This is a genomic window from Myxococcus sp. RHSTA-1-4 (assembly GCF_020037125.1).
In the GTDB taxonomy this organism is placed as follows: Bacteria; Myxococcota; Myxococcia; order Myxococcales; family Myxococcaceae; genus Myxococcus.
In genome coordinates this window covers 129,623-153,920 of record NZ_JAIQDG010000010.1, presented here as the reverse complement: position 1 = coordinate 153,920, position 24,298 = coordinate 129,623, and the positions used below count along the sequence as shown (strand labels likewise).

The window sequence follows — 24,298 nt, the reverse complement described above, 5'->3', positions numbered from 1 at the left end:
GGCTACTTCGGCGCGGCCGAGGATTGGGGCTGCGCCGCCTCGGCCTGGATGCCCGCGAGCTTCTTCTCCAGCCCTGCCACCGCGCGCGGCGACACCTGCGAGGAGGGCAGCGTCTTCGCGAAGGCGATGGCCTCCTCCAGCGTCTTCGCCGCGGCGGCGGAATCCTTCCGCGCCAGGTGGATGTCCGCGCGGCCGGAGAGCACCGTGAGGCGGCGGGCCCCCTGCACCCGGGCCAACGCGCGGTCGCTCGCGGCGAGCGCGTCGGCCAGCCGCCCCTGCAGCCGGTACAGCGTGGCCAGCCGCGCGGGCGGGTTGTAGTCCTGGGGCAGGTCCTTCTCGCTCTGTTCAATCGCCGGAATCACGCGCTCGGGCGCGCCCAGCTTCATCGCCGCCACCATGCGGTGGGAGTCGAAGACGGAGCGCGCGTCCGGGTTGGGCGCCTTCGCGGCCTCGCCCTCCAGGTACGTCAGCCACTCCCCGGCGAGGGCCTTCGCGCCGGCCTCATCATCTTCCGCCTCGCGCGCCTCCACGCGCACCTCGTACAGGCCGGAGCGGTCATCCGCCGCCATCTCTATGGCCGGCGGCGCCAGGGCCTCGGCCACCTTCGCCTCGGTGGCGCCGCGCAGCTCCTTCGCCGCCGCATGGTCCGCCGGCAGCGCCAGCGCGCACGTCAGCCCCATCAACGCGCCGTTGGCCCAGGACAGCGAGCGCGGCGTCCTCGGCAGCTCCTCCAGCGCCTTGCGCGCGCACGGCTCGTACTGCTTCGCGCCGTACAGGGCCGTCAGCAGCGACTCCACCGCGCGGCCCCGGCGGGACCAGTCGGCGGGCGCCTCGGCCAGGGCCTCCGTCAGCGTCTCGGCGGCCTCGGCGGAGCGGCCCTCGCCGTACAGCGCGTCGCCGCGCGCCAGCAGCGCCTCGGCGCCGGTGACGCCTCCCTTGTATGCGCGCTCGCCGTCCTCGAAGAGCCGCTCCAGCTGGGCCACGGTGGCGCTGCCGGCGAAGCGCAGCAGGGCCTTCTCGTGGCGCGGGTCGATGACATACAGCGTGGGCCAGAACTCCACCGGGTACTTCTCCTGGAAGGCGGCGTTCCGCGTCAGGTCGGTGTTCACCTCCAGCCAGACGAAGCGGCCGGAGTGGCGGGCCAGCGCCTTGTCCGACAGGACGTACGCCTTCATGGAGCGGCAGGTGTGGCACCACGGCGCCCAGACGTCGACGAAGAGGGGCAGCCCCTTCGCCTTCGCCTCGGCGAGCGCGCGGCTGTAGTCGTCCTCGATGAACGGCAGCGGAGAGCCGGCGTGGGCCGCGTCCACGGGCACGTTCGTGTTGGCGGCGGTGCAGGCGACGAGCCCCAGCAGGAGCAGGCAGGAGGCGGGGATGCGCATGGGGCTACCCTCGTTGAACTGGGTGAGATGCGGGGTACGAGGTTGCCCAGCGTATGGGCCGGGAGGCAAGTGAGGGATACTGGCTGTGGGTGCTTGGAAGGAGGTGCCCCCTGGCCGGGCAGGCACACATCACCCCATGAGCTCGGGATGGGCGCTGAGCAGGGCCTGCTTCTGGCGAGCCACGGGCCAATCCGGCTCGAAGCCGAAGGAGCGGCGGGAGTGCAGGGCCAGCTCCGAGGCGGCGCGGGTCCGCACGTCCAGCGGGCTGCGCGAATCCTTCAGCTCCGCGAGGCAGAGGGCCGTGCTGAAGGGCTGACCGTGCCGCCAGCGAATGGCCTGACGGAAGCGGACCTGGTGCTCCTTCCACCACTGCCGCCACGGCTCGGGGTCGGTCAGGGGCAACGTCACCCGGGGGCCCGAGGGCTCCTCCCCTTCTTCGTCGAGCTCGCCGCGCAGGCGTTCCTCGCGCAGCAGGGGAGCGCCCGTCATGAGGGCCAGCGCCTGGGCCGCGGCCGGCGCCGCGTCCGCAGACTCCAGGTATTCGAGCAGCAGCGGCACGGTGGAGGGGACGCCGAGAATGCCCAGGGCGCGCAGGGCGGGAGCCGTGAGCGTGGGCGACACCAACCACCGTTGAAGCCGTGTCACGTCCCGCTCGTCTCCAGCGAGGGCCAGCAGCTCCACCAGCGACGAGGGGGGTGGGCACGAGGTGGCGCACAGGTGCCGTGCCCACTCGAGCGCACTGGAGGAGCCCAGCAGGAGGGCGGCGCGCAGCAACCCGGCGGCCTCGTCCGGAGGAACGCGGAGGGACAGACTCTCCAGGAGCGGCAGCGCGGGGGTGTACCGGAGGCGCGCGAGGGCGAGCGCGGCCGCCTCACGCACCGGGACCATTGCATCGTTCAGCAGGGGCAGCAGGCGCGTGGCTTCTCCTTCCCGACTCCAGCCCAGCGCCTGGGCCGCGGAGGCGCGAACGACGGGACGCGGCGAGTCGAGGAGGGCCATGAGGGCGGGAGCGACGCGGGGAGGGGGCACCAGGGCCAGGGCTTCAAAGTGGGCGGGAAGCCACTCCTCGGGGGCTTGGGACAGGGAGTGGACCGCTTCTTCCAGTCCCACGGGCCCGTGCAGGGCCAGCGCGTAGGCGCCAGCACGCACCCGGTCCGCGTCCTCCTCGGCGAGGGCCGCGCGGGCCAGCACGAGACTTCCCGCGCCTCCCGCGTGCAGCGCCTCGGCGTGGGCCAGGGCCCGCGCCTCCAGCAGTCCCACCCTGGGCCAGGGTACCTCGGGGTTGCGCAGGTGGCGCAGGCGCTGAGCGAGCAGGAACTCCAGTTCCGACAGGTGGACCTCACCCAGCTCGCGCAGGAAGTCCTCCGCTCCGGGGTGTCTGGACAGGGAGCCCATGGATTCCTCTTGTGCGGGGATTGTCACAACCAGACGGGCAGGCGGCCACGGAGCGTCTTGCCCACCATGCTCAGCCAGTCGATCGACTCCGAAGCGCTGATGATTTGGCCGTACTGGCCCTCGTTCCAGCGCACCGCGACCCTTCCCTCGTCACACTCGTAGGCCTGGAAGAAAGGGCCGGAGAGCGGGTGGCGGGCGAGCCCCAACTCCTCCAGGACGGACTCGAAGGGCTGCTTCTCCTCGGGCCTGCCCACGAACCGAAGCCCGCGGTGCCCCGAACGATGCGGCAGTGACTCGATGCGCTCGTACAGGAAGGTGTTGTTGAAGAGCAGCTCGGCAAGGCTGGTGGCCTCCGGAATCGTGTGCTCGGGCCCCAATTCACTTGTCATCCTGTACACGGCGCGGACCACCGCAGTCCCGTCCTCCGAGCGGTTCTCCTGGTCCAACGCATAGCGGAGGTCCGCCTCCGTGAGGTCGTCTCCGATGAGGAGGTAGCGCTTGGGGAGAATGCGCTTCTCCCGGGGGAACCGAAGGCTTCGGAGCATGGTGCCCAACCGGAAGTCGATGTGCTCCGACCACTTGAGCCCCTCGGTGCGATGCCCCATCCGCTGGAGGAAGGCCACATAGTCCTCGGGCAGGGGGCGCTGCCATTCTGCGGCCAGTTCGGCGATGTCCTCGGCGGAGGCGCCTTTCAGCGGCGCCCGGTGCGCCGGCCAGTTCTCCTCCATGAAGTCCATGACGCGCTCAATCTTGCTCTTCACCCTCACACCTGCCCTTCCTCGTGGGTGGGTTCGTTCCTGGCCCGCTCCCGCGCCTCGCACAGCAGCACCGGCACCAGCCTCCTGCACGTCTCGCACGGCGGGTACTCCTGCCCGTGCTCCTTCGCTTCCGTGGCGGGGCCAAACCACTGCTCCACCATCTCCACCGGCTCCCACCCCCGGTCCATCGCGTACAACAGCAGCCTCGGTGCCGCGCAGTTGCCCGGCGGGTTGGCGTTCGGGTTCTCGCCCTTCAAGCTCTTCATGCGGAAGCCATGCCTGGGTCTTTCGGCGAGCCGCTGCTCCTGAATCTTCATCGCCTTGTTGAGCTTCGCCCCATCAATCTTCGGTCCCACCTCAAAGGTAGGGTCGAGAGCGATGCCGAGTTCTTTATCGAACATGCCCGACATGGCCCGGAGGTGGACGGTCCGCCCATCCCGCGTCCGGCACTTGAGCACCCCCAGCATGAAGCCCTTGTTCTCTCTCTCCACCACCGCCTGCTTGAAGGAAGCCTGGTGCCCGCGGACGAGCAGCCGCATCTCCTTGCGCACCTCCTCGGAGGACTCCAGGCCCGGTGGGTGCTCGGAGAAGGGCTTCCCGCAGGCGTCGCATGTGGGCTCCTCCCCATCCCTCCCCTTCGGCACCACCAGCGGGTCGCCGTACACCAACCCCAGGGTGTTGCCGGTATTGGCGTTGGCCAGGAAGGTATCCAGGAACCGCACCACGCCCTGGCCCTCCACCAACACGTCCAGGCTCGCGGTGAGGAACACCACCCGTCCCTGAATCTTCGACGAAACGAGTCCTCCACCCGCCGTCCCCGCCTCGTCCCCGGTACTGGTGCTCAAGTAGCTGCCCTTGAGTGCCACCGGGTGGCCGTCAATCTCCACGGAGGTGCTGCCCTCGGCCAAATCGCTGTCCCTGGCCACATTCCCGTAGGGCACCGGCACCGGGCCGCCGGGAGAGGGCGTCTTGCACACGTCCGGCGCCGCCGCCGTCTGGGTATTCCCGTCCCCCGCGTGCAGCACGGAGCGGCCATTCGCATACGTCGTCGTCATGACGCCACCTCCAGGACACAGGCCCCCACCACGCCCCCGTCCGCGTCGCCGTACACCAGCCCTCGCCCTCCGCCCTGCTTGCGCAGCAGGTACAGCCCCTGGGCCACCTGCAGCGCGCCCGCCGCCGCGCCCACGTCGCCCAGGCCCTCGGCCACCTCACGCACCACCAGCGGCTCCGGAAACAGCTCCGCGTTGCGCAGGTACGCCTGGCCGAACTCCCGCGCCCAGTACCCTTCCCCCGTCTGGCAGGACAGCACCACGTCCACCCGCCGTCCCTCCACGCCCGGGTGCCACCGCAACTGGCGAAAGACCTCCGTCAGCGCCTCGGCCCGGCCGGGCGCCTCCTGCCGGAAGTGCCGCGCCTCCTGGCCGTGCGCCTCCGCCAGCACCCACCCGGCCACCTCCAGCCTCGCGCGCCGCGCCTCCTCCGCCCGCGCCAGCAGCAGGAAGCCCGCGCCCTCGCCCGGAATCAGCCCCTCCCCGCGCCCACCGCTGAGGCACCGGCCCGTCTCCACCAGCCGCCGCAGAGACAGCCCGTCACCCAGCGAGTCCACTCCGCCCACCAGCACCCACGGCGCCCGGCCCTCGCGCAGCACCCGCCGCGCATGCGCCAGCGCCGCGAAGAGGCCCGCGCGGCCCGCCCTCCAGGGGCCCTCCTCCCACTCCAGCCGCGCCGGCCGGGCCTCCGCCTCCAGCGCCTCCCTCAGCGCCGTCTCCTCCCACGGGGCGCCCAGCCCGTCCTCCGGCAGCACCAGCACCAACGGCAGCCGGCTGTCCGCCCACCGCCCCTTCACCGCCGCCAGGCAGTCCTCCAGCGCCGTCGCCCCCAGCGCCGCCATGCGCTGAGTGCGCGACAGCCAGGCCTCCAGCAACCTCAGCCGCGCGGCCCGCACCGACTCCCCGTCCTCGCCCCGCACCTCCGTCCGGGTGAAGCCCGGCGTCCCCGCCGCCCGCTCCGCCCGTGTCACCGCCGCCGTCAGCCCCACCGGCGTGCAGGCCCCCACCGCCACCACGGCCACCTCTCGCGTGCCCGTGCTCATGGCCGCCCCTCCTCCTCGCGCACCACGCTGCCCTCGTACTCCGCCAGGTCCCGGCGCACCGGCACCGCCGCGCGCCACAGCAGCGTCACCGCGCCCTCGTCCACCTCGAGGTGCACGCCGTCCAGCACCAGCGCCCGCGTCTCCTTCCGCCGCCGGAAGCGGCTCTCCACCTGGAGGTGGACGCGAGGCAGGTGAAACTCCACCTTCCCGTCCGGGTGCATTCCCGCCAGCACCACCTCCTCGCCGCCCCGCAGCCCACCCGCCGCATTCAGCCCCGGTGCCGCCGCCTGGAAGAAGCGCTCGTCGAAGTCCTCGGGCCACAGCGGCGCCCGCGTCCGCACCCACCGCTCGTCATATGTGCCCGCGAGAGCGCGTCGAGACGGCCAGTGCCGCGCCACCGGCCCGAAGCCCACCGGCGTTACCCGTTGCGTGGGGCTCTCCAACGGCCGCTCCGGGTCCTCCAGTTGCGGCAAGGGCCTGTCCACCGCCGCGCTCACCGAGGCGTACACGCCGCACCCCACCGGGTTGTCCGGCGCGCCCGCTCCGCCCGCGCTCAGTTCCCAGTGCAACGGCACCTTCTCGAAGGCTCGCGGCGTGGAGGGCTTCAAACCCAGCACACCTCGCTGCCACACTCGCGGGCCCCAGACTCGCGCCACCTGCCGGCACGCGCCCACCCTCACGCCCACCGCTGCCTCTCGTGTCGGCCTTCCCCCGGGCGCCCACGCGTGCCCGCTCACGTACACGTCCGTGCCGGGCCGCGTGTACACGCGCTGGCCCTCCACGCGCGGGCTCGAATGCTCCGGCTCGCCCCAGTACGCATCGGCCGGAGGCGGCGGTCGCTGCGCCTCGCTGACTCGCAGCGGCTGCGTCGTGGGGCGCCCGGCGGAAGGCAGCTCGAAGCGCCCCGCCACGCATACCACCAGCACCTCGCGCCCCTCCTTGTCCCATGACAGGAAGTCTTCCGAAGCGAAGCGACTCCTGTTCTCCATGTGCCCTGGCATCCGCCCCCCCTGGCAGGCAAGCCATTCCCTGTTTCAATGGCAGACGCCGGGTCCAGCTCCCGGCAAGCAGGATTTCGCTCAGGCTTCGAGCAGAGCACGAGGGGTGTGACCGCCGTACTGTTCACGTGGCACGCAATACCTGGGAACGTAGAGAAGCGAGTGTGATGTCCATGACAGTGTTCCAGCAGTCGGAAAGGCCGAGGGAGCGCAGGCTCGGGAGCTGGCGAGAAGGCGTGGCTGGAAAAAGGGGGACCGCGCCCGAGTCGGCCTTGCCCCCCACGCCTCACCTCGCGTGCGCATCTCGCGCGGTCCAACTTCCCGCGCCCCGCCCGTCTCTGTCCTCGACCGACACCGGAGTGGAAGTCTCCTGGGCACGGGCCTCCGCGCGTGATGTGGTGCGCGCGGACATCCGGTGATGAGAGACCCGTACACCCTGCGCACCTCCCTCGCGTCCGCGCTGGACGCCCTGCCCGCCCCCGAGCGCTTCCCGGAGGCCCCGGACGCGGACGCCGCGCGCCGCCTGGCCGAGCGCCTGCGGAGAGACCTGCTCCCCCGCCTGGGCTCCACCGACGCGCCCCTGCTGCTGGTGGCCATCGCCGGCCCCAACAACGTGGGCAAGTCCACCCTCTTCAACGCGCTGGTGGGGGCGGCGCTCTCCCCCGCGCGTCCCGAGGGCGGCCTCACCAAGCAGTGCCTCGCGGCGGCGCACCCGGAGACGTGGACGGGGACGCTGAAGGACTTCCTCACGCGGCGCTATGACACGGTGCCGGTGCCCTCCGGCGACGCGGCGCCGGTGGACCAGCCGGGCCCGGCGGGGCGGCTCTACCTGGTGCTGGCGGACGCGGTGCCACGCGGGCTGCTCGTCATGGACACGCCGGACTTCGACAGCGTGTACCGCGACAACCGCGAGCGCGCGGAGGCGCTGCTCGTCACCGTGGACGTGCTGGTGTTCGTGGTGAGCCGGCAGACGTACCAGAACGCCGCGCTGGTGGACTTCCTCCGCTCGGCGGTGGGGCACGGGCGGCCGTACCTCCTCGTCTACAACGAGGCCACGCGCGAAGAGGTGGCGCGCGGGCACATGGACAAGCTGGCCTCCGACGTGGGCCACCCGCCCATGGCGCGCTACCTGGCGCCGCACCAGCCGGAGGTGGAAGCGGGGCTGAAGCCGCTGGCCACGGAGCCACTGGACGGACGGCCCCCGCTCTCCGCGCTGCTGGGACAGGCCGAGCACGCACGGGAGCTGAAGGCCCGGGCGCTGGAGGCCTCGCTGGCGGACGCGCGCGCGGAATTGGAGGCGGTGGCGCGAGCGGCCTCGCGGGCGGCACAGGAGCCGGAACGGCTGCGGCAGCGGCTGCGTCACGAGCTGAATGGCGTGGGCGCGCACGCGGCGCTGAAGGCGGTGCCGGCGGACATCCTCATCGACGCCTTCCGCGACGAACTGGACGCGCGCAGCCACTTCCACAAGTGGGTGCGGCTGCCCTTCCGCGGGCTGGCCACGGCGCTCACCTTCGTGAGCCGCAAGGTGCGCCAGTCCTTCACCGGGCCGGAGCCGCAAGGGGCGGAGACCCCCACGCTCGCGGTGGACGAGTCGATGAAGGACGGCGTGCGGAAGCTGGTGGACGCCTTCGCTCCCGAGGTGGCCGCGTGGCGGGGAGACGCGGAGACGCGGGCGAGGCTCGCGGAGGCCTTCGGCCCGGTGACGCTGGCGAAGCTGGAGGAGCCGCTGGGCTTCGAGCCGCTGCACGCGCACGCGGCGGACCGGGCCACGCTGTACTCCTTCTGCCGCGAGCTGGTGGCCGCGGAGCTGCAAGGGGGCATGCGCGAGGAGCTGCTCCAGGCGCTGACGACGCTGGTGTACTCGGTGCCGTCGGGCGCGGCGGCGGCGGTGACGGTGGCCACGGGTGGCTTCGGCCACGACGCGGTGGTGTGGGCAGGCACGCTCCTGTCCACACCGCTGATGGAGCGCTTCGTGGATTTGCTGGGCGCGCAGGTACGAGCCCGCGTCACCCGGAAGTGGGCGGACGCGCACGGGGCCACCCTGGCGCGTGCACTGGAGACGCGCTTCTTCTCCGACGTGCTGGGCCACCTGGACGGGCTGGCCGACGACTGGACGCGCACGGCGGCACGGCTGGACGAGGCACGGACCGGGCTGTCCTGACGCGGGCCTCCCGACGGGAGAAATCGGGTCGCGACAGCAACCTGCCGGGTCTGGCGGACAGCCCCACTCCGCGTGTCCTGTGCTTCCAATCCATCAAGTCGTATCAACCGCCCAGGACTTTTCAGGATGGGCCAGGGGCAATGCTCGGCGAGCGCGAGAAGTCGTCACTGAAGAAGACGCTGGGCAGGAACGCGCAGGCGGCGCGCGTGCGCCAGGAGCTGACCCAGGCGGATGTCGCCGAGCGCATCGACCTGGCCACCGAGGTGTACGGCCGCATCGAGCGGGGCCGGGCCTTCCCCAGCATCCCCACCTTCTGGCGCCTGTGCCACGTGCTGCACGAGTCCGCGGACCGGATGCTGGGCCTGCCCGCCGGCACCATGCCTCCAGGCCCCTGGCAGGTGGCCGAGCCTCCGCCCCCCTACGCCGAGCACCCTCCCGAGCTGCGCCGCCTCATCCGCACCCTCCAGGGCTTCGACCCGGAGGAGTGGCGGGCCCTGCGCAAGTTCCTGGTGACGCTCAAGCGGCAGGCTCGCTGAGCTTCCGGGGTGGCAAGGGGCAGGCAGGCACGCCTGGCCGCACTCCGTCCGTGCGCGTCCGGCGGCAATGCGCCATGCTGGGGGCGTCATGATTGGCTCGGACCCGGGCGCCCCGGGCTCGCCACCTCCCGTCCTGTCGTTCCGCCACCTGCTGACCGAGGCCGTCGGCACGTTCCTCGATGAAGCCCGCATGACGTGCGCGCTGACCGCGGACGCCATTGGCGAGCTCATCGTCACCCTGTCGCGCTACCGCGAGGAAGGCGCCCCGCTGTTCCCCATGGCGTTCGTGTGTGACGACCTGGGGCAGATGCTGGCGCAGCTCGGCGGGCACGACCCCATCGCCATCGGCATCGGCCCGCGCTCGCGGGCGACGATTCAACGGGCACTGAAGCAGTGCGCGTCCCTGGGACAGGGCCGCTGGTGGGCGTTGTACCTGCTGCGGGTGCCGGAGGGGTTCGCGTACGGCGTCTTCCGGACGGACCCGTTCCCCCTCGCGGAGACGCCGCTGGAGCGCCTGCGCCGGGCGGAGGGTGGTGGCGCGGGCGTGGTGGGCGTGCTCCAGCTCGCGGACAACGTGCTGGAGCTGCGCGGGAGCGGCGGACTGTGCCGGCATGTGTACCTGTCCGGCGCGCGCGTGGACGCGTCCTCGCCTCCGGCGGTGCTGGAAGAGCTGGCCGATGCCGTCACCGACGGCGTGGCCACCACCAGCCGCGAGCGGGCACGGGGCTTCTTCAAGCGCGTCCTCTTCGAGGTGATGCAGGGCTCGCATGGCGCGCTGGTGGCGGTGCTGCCCCGGGAGCGCGCCGGCTCCATGCTGTTCGTGGACGGCGTCATCCTGCCGCGTCCGCTGGACGTGGTGGCGATGCTGGAGCGCTACCACGCGGACCCGAGCGACGCCTCCTCCACGGCCGTGCGCGCCGCCGCGCAGCTCCTCCGGGGGATGATGGCCACGGATGGAATCACGGTGCTCCGCGCGGATGGATGCATCGTGGGCTACAACATCTTCGTGAGACACCCTGAGACACTCGCGAGCCAGCCCTCCGTCGTGGGTGGGGCGCGGCGGAGGACCTTCGAGGTGCTGTGCGCGGCCCTGGGCACGGAACTCACCGCCGCGTTCATCCGCTCCCAGGACGGGGACGTGAGCTGCCGGAGGGCGTGAGAGTGCCCGATTTCTCTCAGTTTTCTGGGTAGAAGGGGCAGCGGTGTGTCCCAGGCGTCACGCGGGAGTCGGAGAACCTGACACGTCAGGTTGGTGACGCAGTACGCTCAGCGTCGCAACATTTGCGTCCGTCGGGGGGTTGTTCCATGCTGTTCGCCCCTTGAATCCCCCCTTGTTTCGCATCGCGCGTACCGCGCTCACAGTGCTCTCGGTGTGCCTCGCTGGTGTCGCGGGGGCGGCCAAGTTGCCGGAAGTCGTCGTCTCCGGCCCTCCCGTGGCGCCATCCCCGGGCGAAGTTGGCACCGGCCTGTGTATGGCGTCGAGCGTCGTGAGCGATCCGGACAACCCTGGTGCGGAGTTCCCTCAGGAGGAGAGCAACTTCGTCGGAGGCATGAATGCCTTCATGGAGAACACCCGAGCCCGACGGGTTACCTCCGTGTTGCGCACGGTGCTCGACCAGTCGAACAACATCACGCTGGGTGACCCGACCGACCCGACCATCCAGCAGCCGAGCTACGGCGACTTCGTGAACTCGGTGCAGGGTTGTGGAACAGGCGGCTGTGCGTTTCCGCACCCGACGTTCGCTGGCTTTGGCGCGCGGTATCGCGGCTACATCAACATCACCCCGCAGTGGGTGAACGTGCCGCTCCACTTCGGCTTCTACGCGGATGACGCGGTCTCCTTCGCGATCTACGACCGGAACCAGACGGCGTATCAGGTCATCAACCGCCCTCCCCGACTGGGACTGCCGACGTGGCGCACGACCAACACCGTCACCTTCAACAACCCTGGCCTCTATCCGGTCGAAATCCTCTATGCGCAGGTGAGTGAGCATGCCGCGCTGGAGCTCTCCACCTTCGTGGGAGCCTTCACGGACTTCGAGCGGGGTGCCAGCACCAATCCAGTGGTCAAGCTGAGCGGCGCAGGCTTCATCCTGGCGCCCCCGACCCTCTTCTTCCACTCGGACAATGGCCGCCCATCCTTCCCGGACGACCTCAACCGCTGTGAGCAGTGCAACCGCCAGTTCGCCAATCTCCCCGGCAACGGCGGCTGTGGCTCGTTCTACTACTGCAACGCTGCCGCGCTCTGTGCTCCCTGCGACTCGTCCCTCTTCTGTGGCGAGACCTGCTCCCCGTGCGGTCAGTCCACGCCCCACTGCGCCAACCTCAACGGCCGCACCCAGTGCGTGCAGTGCACCGAAGACAGCCAGTGCCCGAACGGCCGCTGCGACCTGACGGACAACACGTGCCGCGGCTGCAACGACGACGCGGACTGCCCCGACAACGGCCGCTGCGACACGGCGACCAACCAGTGCACCGGCTGCAACGACGACAGCGACTGCCCCGGCGGCGCCTGCGACGAGCCCAACGCCACCTGCGTGCAGTGCACCGAGGACGAGCACTGCCCCGACAACCAGGTCTGCGTCACCTCCATCCACGAGTGCCGCGAGTGCAATGACGACTCGCAGTGCCCGCGCGGAGAAATCTGCGCCGACAACCAGTGCACCCCCTGCGCCACCGACGACGCGTGCGCGGGCAACTCCTGCAACTGCTGCCCCAACGGCACCCAGTGCGCGGCGCCGACGCCCGGCGCGTCCCCGTCCTGCGTCGAGTGCACCACCGACAGCCAGTGCGCCCCCGGCCAGAAGTGCGATCCGCTCAACGGCCGCTGCGTGGACGAAGTCCCCGAGTGCAACACCTCCGACGCCTGCGGCCCCAGCTGCGCGAAGTGCCCCGGCGACCGCCCCTTCTGTCTGGACGGCGAGGTCTGCGTCCAGTGCCGCAACGACCTGGAGTGCGGCGACGGCCAGTTCTGCCTCAGCGGCGAGTGCTCCTCCTGCACCACCGCCCGGCACTGCGGCGAGCGCTGCGGCGCCTGCGAGGGCGACACCCCCTTCTGCCTCTCCGACGGCTCCGTGCGGGGCAGCGCCTGCGTCGGCTGCCGCAACGACGAAGACTGCGGCAGCGGTCAGTGCAACCCGGAGACCCGCACCTGTGAGAACGCCGGAGCGTGCGCGGTGACCTGCGAGCAGGGACTCGTCTGCGACGGTGTCTCCTGCGTCGAGTGCTTCGCCGACGCGCACTGCCCCTGCGGTGGCACCTGCGACACCTCGACCAACACCTGCACCACCTCCTGTGACGACAGCGGGGACTGCCTCGGCGTGCAGCACTGCTCGGCCGCCACGCAGGCTTGCGAGCGGGGCCGCCGCAAGCCCGGCACCGAGCCACAGGGCGGCGCCTTCTGCTGTGGCACCACCGCTGATGCCACCCCTGCCGGAAGCACCACCATCCTGGTGCTGCTCGCCGCGGGCCTCATGCTCCTTCGCAACCAGCGCCGCGCCCGATGAAGCCCTCGCACCTGCCGCTCCTCTTCCTGGCGCTCGGGCTGTCCACCGCCGCCACCGCCCAGCCGGACACGCGCTTCAACGTGCAGTTGTTCCGCCCGTCCGGCACGCCCCAGGACCTGGTGGTCGTGACGCAGTCACGCCCGCTGTCTCACCTGTCCGTGGCGGGTGGCCCGTACTTCAGCTACTCGCTCAACCCGCTGACGCTGGTGCCCGAGGGCGGAGACGTGGGGAAGATTTCCCTCGTCGGCAACCGCCTCCAGCTCGACGCCATGGCCAGCGTGGGCCTCTTCGACTGGGCCGAGGTGGGCGTGGACATGCCGCTCATCCTCGCGCAGGGCGGTCAGAACCTGGAGGTCATCGGCACCGAAGGCAGCGTGGAGAGCTTCGTCCTCGGCGACCTCCGGCTCACCGGCAAGCTGGCCATCCCCGGCCTGCGCCGCCCCGCCGAGGGCAAGGGCTTCGGCGCGGCGCTGACGCTGAACGTGAGCTTCCCCACCGGCGCGCAGGAGGCCTTCGCCGGTGACGGGGAGATGACGTGGGCGCCGGGCCTCGTGCTGGACTACCGCTTCGGCAACGGTATCCTCCTGGCGCTCAACGGCGGCTTCTGGAAGCGGCCGGACCACGTCTTCAGCGGCGCGTCGGTGGGCGACATGATGCCCTTCGGCGTGGGCACCGAGGTGCCCATCCTCCGCGGCAGCGGAATCACCGCCGTGGGCCTGGTGCACGGCGCGGTGGGACTGGAGAAGCTGCCCGACGAGCCCCGGCAGGTGCCCGCGGAGCTGCTCCTGGGCCTGCGCTGGTACAGCTCCACCGGCCTCACCTTCACGTTTGGCGGTGGCGCGGGCTGCGGATGCTCGCTCGCGTCACCGACGCTGAGCTTCTTCACCTCCATCATCTGGATTCCGGCGAAGACGCGCGAGTGGGAGGCGCTGGAGCGCTTCAAGGACCCGCCCGAGCCCGCGCCGCCGCCTCCGCCGCCGGTGGACCCGGATGGGGACTCGGTGATTGGCGAGGGCGATTTGTGCCCGGACGTGGCCGGCCCCGTGGGCAACGCGGGCTGCCCGGACACGGACCGCGACGGCGACGCCGTGGTGGACCGGCTCGACAAGTGCCCGGACGAGCCGGCCGGCAGCCGTGGCCGCGACGGGTGCCCGCTGGCGCGGCGGGCCGGGAACAAGATTGTCATCCTGGAGCAGCTGAACTTCGCCACGGACCAGGACGTCATCCTCTCCGAGTCCTTCCCCATCCTGGAGGAGGTGGCCCGGGTGATGAACGAGAACCCGGAGGTCGACCGCGTCCTGGTGGAGGGCCACACCGACTCGCGCGCGAGCGACGCGTACAACCTGGACCTGTCGCGCCGGCGCGCGGCCAGCGTGGTGCGCTTCCTCATCGAGAGCGGCGTGGCGGCGGAGCGGCTGTGCTCTCAGGGATTCGGCCGCGGCAAGCCGCTGGCCGACAACGAGACGGAAGAGGGCATGGCGCTCAACCGCCGCGTCGAGTTCACCATCCAGCCGCCGAGCGACGGGCCCCGCCCGCCGTGCCCGGAGGAGGGCCTGAACAAGAAGTCCAAGCGCTTCCCGAAGCTGCCCTCACTGGGCAAGCCCAAGGCCCCCGCTCCAAAGCAGTAGCCCCGTGACGCGCCTCTCCTCTCACCGTGGAGGAGAGGCGCATGCCTTTGGGACCCAGAATGGCTTTGAAGCCCCCTGACGGAAGAAGTGGCCTGGCGATGCAGTCCGAAACCGTCGGCGGGCCGAGGCTCTGAAAGCACTCCTGCAAGGGGCCCCCAAGGTGTTCGGTGACACCAGGTGAGGAGGCAGGACCTTTGGAAGTAGAACCAACGCGGGTCTGCGGCTTCATGGTCGTCCGGAGGCCGCACGAGAACTACGACCTGGCCGGGCGAGGCGTCTTCCCGTCTCGCCCCGACAGGGTCGGAAGCACCTACTACGGCGGGGTGGATAGAATGCCGTGGTTTGACCTGGACGAGCTGTACTACGACTCGAATCCTGCTGAGAGCGTCGTTGCCCTCAGGAACAGACTCACCCAGCGCAACCGGGACGCGCTCGGAGTCGAGCTGCTGGGTGAATTGTCTGATATCACGAACTGCCTCCAGCTCATCGGGGGGATGGCGGCCGCGAACGAGGTAATCGCCATCCACTCCAACGAACTGGCGAAGGTAAAGGGATGGGTGCCGGTCGCGAATCCGGGGGACTGGATGGGCCTGGACGTCGTGTTGTACGGCGGAGGGTCGCTCTTGAGGGAAGGAATCTTTGGCTCGGATTTCTTCGACCCGAAGTGGGGGCACAGGCTCAACTGCAACGGATTGTTCTCATCTCGCGCCGAGTGTGAGGAGTACCTGGGCGAGTACCGGCGCGGCGTTGAGCAGGGGCGCCTCGAAAGCGTTGAGCTCGATGTCGTGGACTTCGTGGACCTGTACAGGATGTCCGCGGTCCCTCTTTGCCAGAGGACGGTCCCTGGGGCCTGAAGGGAGCGGCCCCTACGGAACCACGTACTCCGCGGCGGTGCGCCGCCGGCCGGCGACGACGGACACCACGGCGCGGCCGGTGCCCTCACGTCGAGCGTGTTGAGGATGATGAGGTCCAGCGGAATCGCCGTGCGCACCTTGCCGCCCGTCACACCGAGGGTGGTCTTCCCGGACTTGCGCACCCGTCACCACGCCGTCCTGCACGAGCGCCACGTCCGTCACGGAGCTCGTCCACCGCAGCTTGATGTTCTGCCCCGGAGTCCGCAGGCACTTCGTCTCCAGCGGCTCGATGGTCATCGAGGTCGGAGTAGGCCCGCAGGCACTCAGCAGCCCGAGGCAGAAGAGACGCGCCCCAACAAGATCACCGAGGTCACTGAAGAAGATGGTCAAGTAAACGCCATGCGACTGCTCTTCTCTGGATGGAAGGCGAATCCCCGGTCCGTGGACCTCGTCCATCTCCTTCGGCGAGACCTGAACCTGTCACTCGGAAAGGCCAAGCAGCTGGTGGACTCCATCGTTGCGCGGCCGGTCGAGGTCGTTGAAATGCCGAACGAGACCGCAGCCAGGAGCTTGTCCGAGCGCGGCATCGACATCGGGCTCTATGCGGAGCCTCGTGGAAAGCGGCTCTATGTCACCGGGTGTCGGCCCGCCGAAGACAGGGGGGCGCTTGCTCTCTTCCTGAGCTCGCACGGTGGATTCGCACCTGATGAGGCGGCCCGAATCGCGGAACGTCTGACGCTGCCGGCCCCAACGTCCATTGAGGTCAGCGAACGTCAACAGGCCCAGCGGTGCTCCGAGGCGGCTGAGCAGCTTGGATTCGTGTGCACGGTCGCCGAATGACTCTCACCCTCCGAGGCTTGCTCCCCCACGAGCCTCGGAATCCGCGGCAGCGCTACGGAACCACGAACTCCGCGGCGGTGCGCCGCCGCGCCCGGCGACGACGGACACCACGGCGCGGCCGGTGCCCACCGGCTCACGGGAGGCTGTGCGCCAATCGCTCAGGCCTGCCAGCACTCCCTGGCGAGCGCTCCAGGGAGAGAAAGTCTCCCCGAAGCATTGCCCCGGGCCAAGGAGCCCTCACCTCAGGGCCCTGTCGCCGTTCCCCGCGGCGGGCCGTGCGCCCATCGCGCCCCATGGCCGGCGCCGCGACCTGGCCAGCAACGCCATCGTCCCGAGCAGCCAGAAGGGCCAGGAGGAAGGCGGCTCCTGCCCTGTCGCGCCGATGGTGCAACCACCTCCCCCCCCCGTGATGAACTTCGGCGGCTCAGGCGGGTCTGGCGGGTCCGGCGGCGGGTCAACGACCTTGGGCGGCTCCGCCTGGACCGTCACGGTGTCGGTGGCGGTGAAGGCGCCGTCGCTGACGCTCAACTGGAAGCGCAGGGTCCGCTGCTCTGCATCCTCGATGGTGGGCACGGTGAAGCGCGGCCTGACGGAGTCCCTCGCCTGCAACTCCACCGGGGGCCCCTGAAGCTGCTCCCACGAATACTGCAACACCCCGGGATTCGGGCCTGAGCTCCCCGAGCCATCGAGCGTCACCTCCGCGCCGAAGAGAGCGGTCTGGTCGGCGCCGGCATTGGCGGTAGGAGGACGGCAGATACCGGCGTCCGCGAAGATGCCCTCGAATGGCCCCTCGGTGACTCCCGTCAGGGAGACATTGTCAATCTCCCACCCATGGGCCTGGACGACCCAGGCCGAGCCAAAGCGGAACCTCAGCCGCACGGTCTTCCCGCTCAGCTTCGTGCCGAAATCCAGGGTGGTGTTCACATTCATCCCGGGCCACGCCGCGTTCTGCGCGACATACGCCTGTCGACCGGCCAGGGTGTTGCTCACGGTGGTGTCGAGCGTCCCTCCGTATCCCGGCTGGACGTAGACGCTCACGTCCTCCCAGGTCGCCCCGTCATCCTGGGTGACCTCGATGACCCCTCCATTCCAGTAGGACGTCTGGCCCGTCTCGGAGTCGTGTGTGAACGCGAAATGATACCGGTGGTCGAAGGTCATCTGGAAGGGAGCATCGGCCGCCACCTTCACCGGAGGAGTCACCAGCAGGGTATCCGCGGCGTCATATCCATCCTTCGCGAACCAGAGGTGATTGACCTCGCCAGGGGTGCTCGACGGGGCAAGCATCCGCCGCCAGCGCTGGTCCTCGCCGCCCCTCAGGACCTGGGTCAGCCAGGATGTCGTGTTGCCCTCGAACGCATCGCCCGCCGAAGGGGCCAGGTCATGGTCGAGCTTGACGATGTGCTTCTGCTCCGTGCGCTCCTGACAGGAGTTGGGGGCGATGAGCGTGATGGTGAACTCCACGTCTCGCGGCCCCTCCAGGGGCGCTGTCAGCTGGATGGGGACCTCCAGCGAGATGGAGCCAAAGGGGGGCACCGTGGGGAGGGGGATTCCCCCCTGGGGCAACGACACCATCGACCTGTTGGCCTGGACCGTCACAGTAGTCCCAGATGTGGAGGCCACGGGGCCCGGATTGGAGACCTTGAGGTGGAGCGTTCCTGCCTCGTCGGCGTCGAGAATGCCGTCGGCCCGGGCGTCACAGGCGCGAACCCCGTCGTCCACCCGCACGAACTCGAACCGCAGGTCCGCCCGAACCCCGGTGCTCTCCTTGACCTCGGTGAAGTCGAGGGACCTTCGCGGCGGAGACTCCGCGCAGGTGCCGGCGCCACGCCGGGAGAAGGCCTCGGCCAGGAGCAGCATGTCTCGGGAGTCCCTGGCCTGGACGGCCATGAGCAGCGCGTCCCGCTGCTCCGTGAAGGTCGGGTCCACGGGAGCCAGCGCCATGCCCGCGACGACATAATCCGCCATTCGCCGCCTGGCCGCGACAAAGGCCTCGTGACGGGGGCCGGACCGCAGGGCCTCATCAACCAGGGCGAGGTAGCCGTCGAAGAGCATGGACGCCCAGACCTCCCCCGCGTTGTGCACCTGCGAGTTCACCTCACCGTTGTCACGGAGGGGGTGCGCATCGGGGAGCGGCTCCGAATCGGAGACATGGCGGAACCGAAGCGCGTTCTTCAGTGGGTTGCGCGAGTAGGGCGCCCGGCGGATGCCATAGTAGGGGCTCTGGCCGAGGATGTATGACGCATACCCCCCGATTGCGTACGTCCCGTCAAACCCATCATTCTCCCGGACCATCATGTGGAGGGCGATGAAGTCGCCCCACCCCTCGCTCTGCGCCTTGCATTGGGGCTCAGTGCAGTCGACGAGGCGGAGGTGGAGCAGATGCCCCCATTCGTGGGCAACGACCGTGTTGTCGAGAGCGCCGTCCCGCTCGGCGCTGGGGATGCGCGCCATGCTCCCATTGACGGAGCCACCGGCGAGCAGGGCCTTGAGTGTCTGACCGGCCTCGTAGGTGATGGAGAGAGTGGGGAGCTGGGTGCTGAGTGTCGGGTCCACGTCAGCCATTTCGGGTGGCGCCCCCCCCGGAATGTGATTCATGACAATCAACCCGGCCGCGCCCGCGCGCTCCGCGTTCACCGCCTTGAGCTCATAGATGCAGTTGCCGCGGTCAGCCAGGACGATGGCGCCCGTGACGTCGTTGCTCGGGGGCTGACAAGCATCAGTGGCGGAAGACGTGCCGCTGCTGGCCAGGACGAGACGGAGCGAGTCGAGGTTGAACCGCTGCGGGCCAAACGCCGCCCTGCCGGTGGTGTACTCGACGCCCGAGCCCCGGAAGTGGCGCTCTTCTGGCATCTGCCAGAGGTACGCCTCCATCCGGGGAACCCGGCCGTCACGCGGCACGTAGATGGAGGCATTGTTGCGCATCAGGGGATTGGTTCCGAGGTTCTGGGCCTCGGCGAGCAGGGCGTCACCGCCCTGCCCTCCGCGCCCCCGGTTGTCATTCTGGGCGTTGCCCGCGGACTCATTGAAGCCGGAGACGTAGAAATAGTCGTGCAACCAATTGGTCGTATAGAAGAGCCGGGCAATCGCGGCATGCGTCTGGCTTTCGCGCTCCATCGGCCCCAGGGAGTGTTCGTAGTCGAAATGGAAGTTGCGGGTATTCGGAATCACGAAGGCCCGTACGTCCACGCCGCCGTCGGTGTAGCCATCCGGGTTGTAGTGGTCCGCATAGGCAAACACATTGTTGCCCGAGGTGTGGTCCGCGCCCGCGGGAAGCCAGGAATCCACCCCTCCGTCCGGGTGCACCAATCCGTCCACGAAGACGTCCGTGGGGGCCACGAAGGCCGGCTCGTAGCCGTCTGGCTCTCCCGTGGGGTGGGGCGTGTAGTCCTCCTGGGGCCCATCACGAGGGGTTCCATCCGGGTCCGCCCAGACTCGATACGAATACACGTCGCTGGAGATCCGGTCTCGGCGGAGAAGCGTGGCGCCATCGTCCGCGGCCATCACATACTCGTAGCCGCGGCGGGACTCCCGTCCACGGCGTTGCGCGAGGAGCTCCACCGAGTAGGCGGGAACCAGGCGGTCGGCCCTGGGGAAGTACACCGGCATGACCTGAGCGGGGGTCACCAGCGAGATACCGGAGCTCTTCCCCGCGCTGGTGGGAGCAAGGTCGAAGAGCTGGCGGTCCGCCCCGGCCATCCCCACCTCCTGGACCGCGACGTCACTGGCCAGCGAGAGCCCGTACAGGTCCCCCAGCGCATCCAGGACCGCCTGGGCGGGGGAGGCCTGGAAGGCGCTCCGGTCCCCCTGACTCTCCACCTCGGCCAGCGCCTGGTCCACTCCGTCGTGCAGGTTTCCCGTCATGGCGACCAGCTCGAGGTCGCGCGTCATGAGCACCTTCAGCTCATTGCGCACCACCTCGATGCCGGCCACGCGCTGCCTGAAGAACACGATGATGCCGCCCTCGCCGGTGTCATGGACCCGATGCACATAGGCGGCCTCCAGGGCCACGGGCGAGAGCCGGTACAGCGCCGCATGCCGCTCCAGATACAGGCGCGCCGCCGCCTCGGGCGTGTGCCGCGTGAGCGCGGGGCGCCCATGCCCCTGCCCCGCCCACACCATCGTCGGCACGTTGCGCGCCGCATCCCGGGAGACGACGGCCACGTCCCCCGGGACATCCGCGAGGCCCCCGGCCCGCACGCCCAGGCCGGGGGAAGCATCAGTGGAGGGCTCCACCGCACATCCCGTGCAAAATGCCACCGTCACCATCACGATGGACACGCGGCTCCTCAGATTTTTGAGCATCCGGGCCCCCACTGTCGCAATCCAGCCTCGGAATTCCGAGGCCCGCCATCACTTGCAGATGTCTGTATCCCGCAGACGGGCGATGTGCCCGACTGCGTTGCCCTTCAGTGAGCGCGCGTACATCCCCCCCACCCAGCTCCCGTCATTGAAGGTGACATTGGCCTTGGGAGCAAGAACCGTACCGTAGAAACCATACCCATAGGCAGTGAGGGTGGTGGCGTCTGGGAAATTGAAGAGGACGCCGCGCTCATCGATGCCGCCGCTGAAGACATGGCCAAAGTTGGTGAACAGCGCCGAGGTGCCTCGGACGTTGATGACGGCCAGGGAGTCCGCGGGGGCCTCGATGGAGAGCAGGACGGCCCCCGTGAAGGCGCTGGCATTCACGTTGAAGACATTCACCTTGGGGTCGGTGCCCTTGAGCGTGATGCCTCCCCACGACTCCAGCGTGGTGGTGCCATTGGCGGGAAGGACGGCGAGCTCGGAGGAGAGCGTCTGCAGCGAGCTGGCGCGCGAGGCGAAGCTGATGGGGGTTCCGCGTGCCACCGTGCCGCGAGGATAGGTGACGTTCGTGCCGGTCGTGAGCGCCCCTCCGTACCGGGTGTCACCCCAGACGCTGCCGTTGTGGAGATAGAGGTTCCCACCCGCCACCAGCACGTTGGAGGTGTCGCCCTCGGCGAGCATCGCGCCGACGGAGAAGTTCTCCAGGGAGATGTTGCGGCCAGCGGCCACCTTGCCCCGGACTTCATTCCCTTGCAGGTAGTCCTCGAGGACGAAGAGGTTGTACTCGCCAAGGCGGACTTCGAGGCATTGAGCGGTGCTCTCGGTGCCGACCGTGACGGTGATGCTGGTGAAGACCGCCCCGTTGCGCACGGTGATGGTGGCGATTCCCGCGCTGATGCCCGTCAGGGTTCCATCCGGGGTGATGGTGGCGATGCTGGGGTTCGAGGTCGAGTACACGGTTCCCAGGGCCGGCGAGGTGATGTCTCGCGTCACGCCGTCGGTGTACCTGCCACTCACCACGAGCTTCCGCTTCGAGCCCGGGCCGCCAAGGGTGGCATCCCCGTTGAGGACCTGGATGGAGCTCAACTGGGCCGACGAAACCACGGGCAGGACGACGCGCGGAGAGGACTGAATCATTCCCTGGGCGTCGATGCCGAAGGCAGCGAGCTCGAGCGAGCCGATGGCCTGCTGCGGAACCTGGAACTGCGCCGAGAACGGAGCCGCCTCGATGATGACCGCGTTGCCTCCCCCCAGGATGAACACCGTCGCCGGCTGGAATCCCGCCGTGCCAGCGACCGACACCGTCACCGTGCCGCCCGGGGTGACCTGGGTGCCGGGGGCCGGCGAGGTGATGACCAGGTTGCCCGCGAGCGAGGGGACGCCACTGGACCAGTCCACACCGTCCTCGTAGCGGGGCTCCACCTTCGCGAGGTCAGCGGAGCCCGCTGCCCCCACGGTGAGGGCGCCGCAGCCGTTCACACGGGGGAGCGTGGACGGGCTGGGAAGGGCCTGCACGAAGGACGTGCCGCCAACAGGGCTGTTGAGCAATTCGGTGAGCCTGTTGCGATGCAGGAGGTCGTTCGTGAGCTCGAAGTGATCACTGTCGATATTCGACTGACTCACCGCGAAGGAAGAGACAGCGTCGACTGTCACACCGCCCCGTTGATCCGCATCGGCCACCAGGCCGTCATGCGGGTCTCCACAGAACAACATGCTGTCCACACCGAGAATGAGCTTCTGCCGGACCATAGCGGTGGCCCCGAACGTCAATTCATGGTGCCGTTCGATATTGTCATACAGAATCCTGAACCTGGCCGGGAACAACGCCATGGTCTGCGTGCGAGCGATGGTCTGTGCGCCATTGCTGACCATGACATGCGTTGGCACAGCGGTCTGCTTGATGTTGTTGATGGGTGATGCGGGCGTCGTGAGGAGCTCGTCGAGGGCCGTCCCCCCGGCGACTTCGACGGGAGTCCCGTTGACGGCGAGCAGGTCGCGGAGCCCGTTCCAGACCTCCGGATGGTCCACCTTGAGGAATTCGCGCATCTTCACGATTTCGTCCGCCATGCGTGTGCCGACATGGGGGGTATTCATGGTGATGAGCCGGTTGATGGAGCCCGAGTCGAAGTTGGTGAAGCTGCGATAGTTGGGCCAATCCACGTACTTGCGAGCCAGGAGCCCACCCATGCCATGGCCGATGACGTCCACCTGGGTGACAGCGGTCTGCCGCAGGCGCATCTCCAGGAGGGCCTCCTTGATGGCGTCCGGGAGCGCGAGCCGGTTGGACTCGGAGTCGAGACTGGCCGCGCTCGTCGCGGAGTAGTCGGCGCAGGTCACCTCGAAGAGGCTGCTCGCGGCGATTCCGTTGGTTCCACTCCAGGCGGCGCAGCTGGACCAGATGTCGTGAACGAGCACCAGCGGCGGGCGGACGATGGTGAGCCCCACCTGGCTCGTGAAGCCGGTGCCGGTGGTGGGAGTGTACTGTCCGGAGATGCTGATGGGGCGGCTCGAGACGTTCGCGAAGCCGCCGATATCGAAGTCCGGGGGACTCGTGTACAGCGCGAAGGCGTAGTGCGTTCCGGGTCCGGCAAGGACGGTGTCCACGGTGACCGTGCTGGCGCGGGTGGAGGTTCCCACCGCACCGAGCCCGCCGCTCGTGGGGCTGGTGCCGCCCACCAGGGAGAACGTCATCTGGCCGGGGCCGGGGACCTTGGCGCGGACCAGGACCTGCGTGACACCGTCAGCCGCCACGTACTGAACGGGTGGAATTCCCTCGGTGCCACTGAGCTGTCCGGGGTCCGTCACGACGGTGCCCAGGAACTCGTGGATGAGCTTCGGGTTCGGGTCGACCACCTCCATGCCCGTGAAGGAGATGTTGTCGACGACCACCGTGGAGTCGAGGACTCCGTCCCCCAGGTCGCGAATCTCGAACTCGAGCGTAACCGTCCCTCCGCTGGACACCTCCACGTTGACGGTCCGGAAGTCGGTGATTCCCGCGTCCGGGAACAACAGGACTTCAGGTGGGTAGGAAGCCGGGAAGAAGTCGACGCCCCATGGGTCATCGGCGAACAACGTGTCGAACCCGGTGCCCGCCGCACGCGTGGATGACACGTCATAGAAGATGGAGCTGTTCACCGACGCCATGCCAGCTTCACGCGTCCCGAAGCCGTCGATGACGCGCACCGTGAACGTGTCGTTGAAGGAAGTGCCGACGAACTCAGGCGACTCGGCGCTCAGGAACCTGAAGTCGAAAGACAGGCGGTTGCTGCCGCGGGGCACGTTGAGTGAGACCCGGAAGACGACGGAGTCCCCATCCTCTCCCGCGGGCGGATAGTCCGTTCCCGGCTCCGGGAGGTTGGCGACGTTGATGTTGCCCGTGCTCATGATGAGCAGCGAGTTGCCCTTGCGTGGCTTGATGTTGCCGAACTCGGGGGCCACCATGGCCGCCTGGGGGTTCGCGGCGGTGAGGGTGGAGCTGGTCACCATGCCGGGAGGAAGGTCCAGGGCGGTGACAATCTCCGCCGCCGTGGCGAGCGAGGCCACGGCCGCGGCGGGCTTCGCCAGGTGCTGACTCGCGATGCGCTGGCGCTCGGCCAGGGCCTCCGCACTGAGCGCCCTGACCTGTGGGGCGGCGGCGGCCGCGGGCTGGGTAGCGGCGTCCCCACACGCGGCTGCGAGTGCGACGAGGAACGGGAGCAGGAAGACGGTGCGCATCTGCATCAGGTTCACTCCGTGGCGTTGGGCTGGTGAGTCATACGGCGCGGATGACAAAGGGCGCGGCCACCCCTCGGTTTCCTGAAGGGTGGCCGGTCGATACCTGGGGCGAACCTGAAGCACGGCACG

General features: G+C 69.4%; 16 protein-coding genes. 7 read left to right on the top strand and 9 right to left on the bottom strand.

The annotated features are described in order from the left end of the window. Positions 1–2: 2 nt before the first annotated feature. The 6 genes from K8638_RS16050 to K8638_RS16025 form a co-directional block, all read right to left on the bottom strand. Entirely contained in the window at positions 3–1,382 is a 1,380-nt protein-coding gene (locus tag K8638_RS16050; RefSeq protein ID WP_223755405.1) for a thioredoxin family protein, read from the bottom strand. 129 nt (positions 1,383–1,511) lie between these two features. Next, positions 1,512–2,777 carry a HEAT repeat domain-containing protein gene (locus K8638_RS16045; protein ID WP_223755404.1) on the bottom strand — a complete coding sequence of 422 codons (1,266 nt, stop codon included), beginning with the start codon at positions 2,775–2,777 and terminating at the stop codon, positions 1,512–1,514. Between the two features lie 23 nt (positions 2,778–2,800). Beyond that, a complete protein-coding gene (locus K8638_RS16040) occupies positions 2,801–3,544 on the bottom strand; it encodes an SMI1/KNR4 family protein (protein WP_223755403.1) in 744 nt (247 codons plus the stop codon). Next, positions 3,541–4,590 (bottom strand): DUF4150 domain-containing protein, encoded by a 1,050-nt coding sequence (locus K8638_RS16035; protein ID WP_223755402.1) that lies wholly within the window; start codon positions 4,588–4,590, stop codon positions 3,541–3,543. Before K8638_RS16035 ends, K8638_RS16040 begins: the two co-directional genes overlap by 4 nt. Continuing rightward, positions 4,587–5,630 (bottom strand): beta-ketoacyl synthase N-terminal-like domain-containing protein, encoded by a 1,044-nt coding sequence (locus K8638_RS16030; RefSeq protein ID WP_223755401.1) that lies wholly within the window; start codon positions 5,628–5,630, stop codon positions 4,587–4,589. The genes K8638_RS16035 and K8638_RS16030 overlap by 4 nt, the downstream gene beginning before the upstream one ends. Then, positions 5,627–6,619, bottom strand: coding sequence for a DUF2169 domain-containing protein (locus K8638_RS16025; RefSeq protein ID WP_223755400.1), 993 nt, complete (start codon positions 6,617–6,619; stop codon positions 5,627–5,629). Before K8638_RS16025 ends, K8638_RS16030 begins: the two co-directional genes overlap by 4 nt. Before the next feature lie 427 nt (positions 6,620–7,046). Here K8638_RS16025 and K8638_RS16020 point away from each other — a divergent pair, with 427 nt between their 5' ends. The 6 genes from K8638_RS16020 to K8638_RS15995 all read left to right on the top strand — a co-directional run bounded on the left by K8638_RS16020 (position 7,047) and on the right by K8638_RS15995 (position 15,313). Then, positions 7,047–8,789, top strand: a complete 1,743-nt coding sequence (locus tag K8638_RS16020; protein WP_223755399.1) for a GTPase — start codon at positions 7,047–7,049, stop codon at positions 8,787–8,789. A 140-nt stretch (positions 8,790–8,929) separates the two neighbouring features. Beyond that, positions 8,930–9,325, top strand: coding sequence for a helix-turn-helix transcriptional regulator (locus K8638_RS16015; protein WP_223755398.1), 396 nt, complete (start codon positions 8,930–8,932; stop codon positions 9,323–9,325). Between the two features lie 88 nt (positions 9,326–9,413). After that, the gene (locus tag K8638_RS16010; RefSeq protein ID WP_223755397.1) at positions 9,414–10,484 is read left to right on the top strand and encodes a hypothetical protein; all 1,071 of its coding nucleotides are present in this window, start codon (positions 9,414–9,416) and stop codon (positions 10,482–10,484) included. A gap of 202 nt (positions 10,485–10,686) precedes the next feature. Further along, a complete protein-coding gene (traA, locus tag K8638_RS16005) occupies positions 10,687–12,831 on the top strand; it encodes an outer membrane exchange protein TraA family protein (protein WP_370644002.1) in 2,145 nt (714 codons plus the stop codon). Continuing rightward, complete coding sequence (gene traB / locus K8638_RS16000) at positions 12,828–14,459, top strand: outer membrane exchange protein TraB (RefSeq protein ID WP_223755395.1); 1,632 nt, start codon at positions 12,828–12,830, stop codon at positions 14,457–14,459. The genes traA and traB overlap by 4 nt, the downstream gene beginning before the upstream one ends. A 332-nt stretch (positions 14,460–14,791) precedes the next feature. Continuing rightward, entirely contained in the window at positions 14,792–15,313 is a 522-nt protein-coding gene (locus tag K8638_RS15995) for a hypothetical protein (protein WP_223755394.1), read from the top strand. A 12-nt stretch (positions 15,314–15,325) separates the two neighbouring features. Here the strand turns inward: K8638_RS15995 and K8638_RS15990 are convergent, their stop codons facing one another. Then, complete coding sequence (locus K8638_RS15990; protein WP_223755393.1) at positions 15,326–15,610, bottom strand: hypothetical protein; 285 nt, start codon at positions 15,608–15,610, stop codon at positions 15,326–15,328. Between the two features lie 102 nt (positions 15,611–15,712). Between K8638_RS15990 and K8638_RS15985 the strand changes: the two genes are divergently transcribed. After that, on the top strand, positions 15,713–16,153 hold the full coding sequence (locus K8638_RS15985; RefSeq protein WP_223755392.1) for a hypothetical protein: 441 nt from the start codon (positions 15,713–15,715) through the stop codon (positions 16,151–16,153). Positions 16,154–16,390: 237 nt separating this feature from the next. On the opposite strand, the gene K8638_RS15980 is transcribed toward K8638_RS15985, so the two are convergent. Both K8638_RS15980 and K8638_RS15975 read right to left on the bottom strand, forming a co-directional pair. Continuing rightward, entirely contained in the window at positions 16,391–20,386 is a 3,996-nt protein-coding gene (locus tag K8638_RS15980; RefSeq protein WP_223755391.1) for a M36 family metallopeptidase, read from the bottom strand. 117 nt (positions 20,387–20,503) lie between these two features. Continuing rightward, entirely contained in the window at positions 20,504–24,175 is a 3,672-nt protein-coding gene (locus K8638_RS15975; protein WP_223755390.1) for a choice-of-anchor A family protein, read from the bottom strand. Between the last annotated feature and the right edge of the window lie 123 nt (positions 24,176–24,298).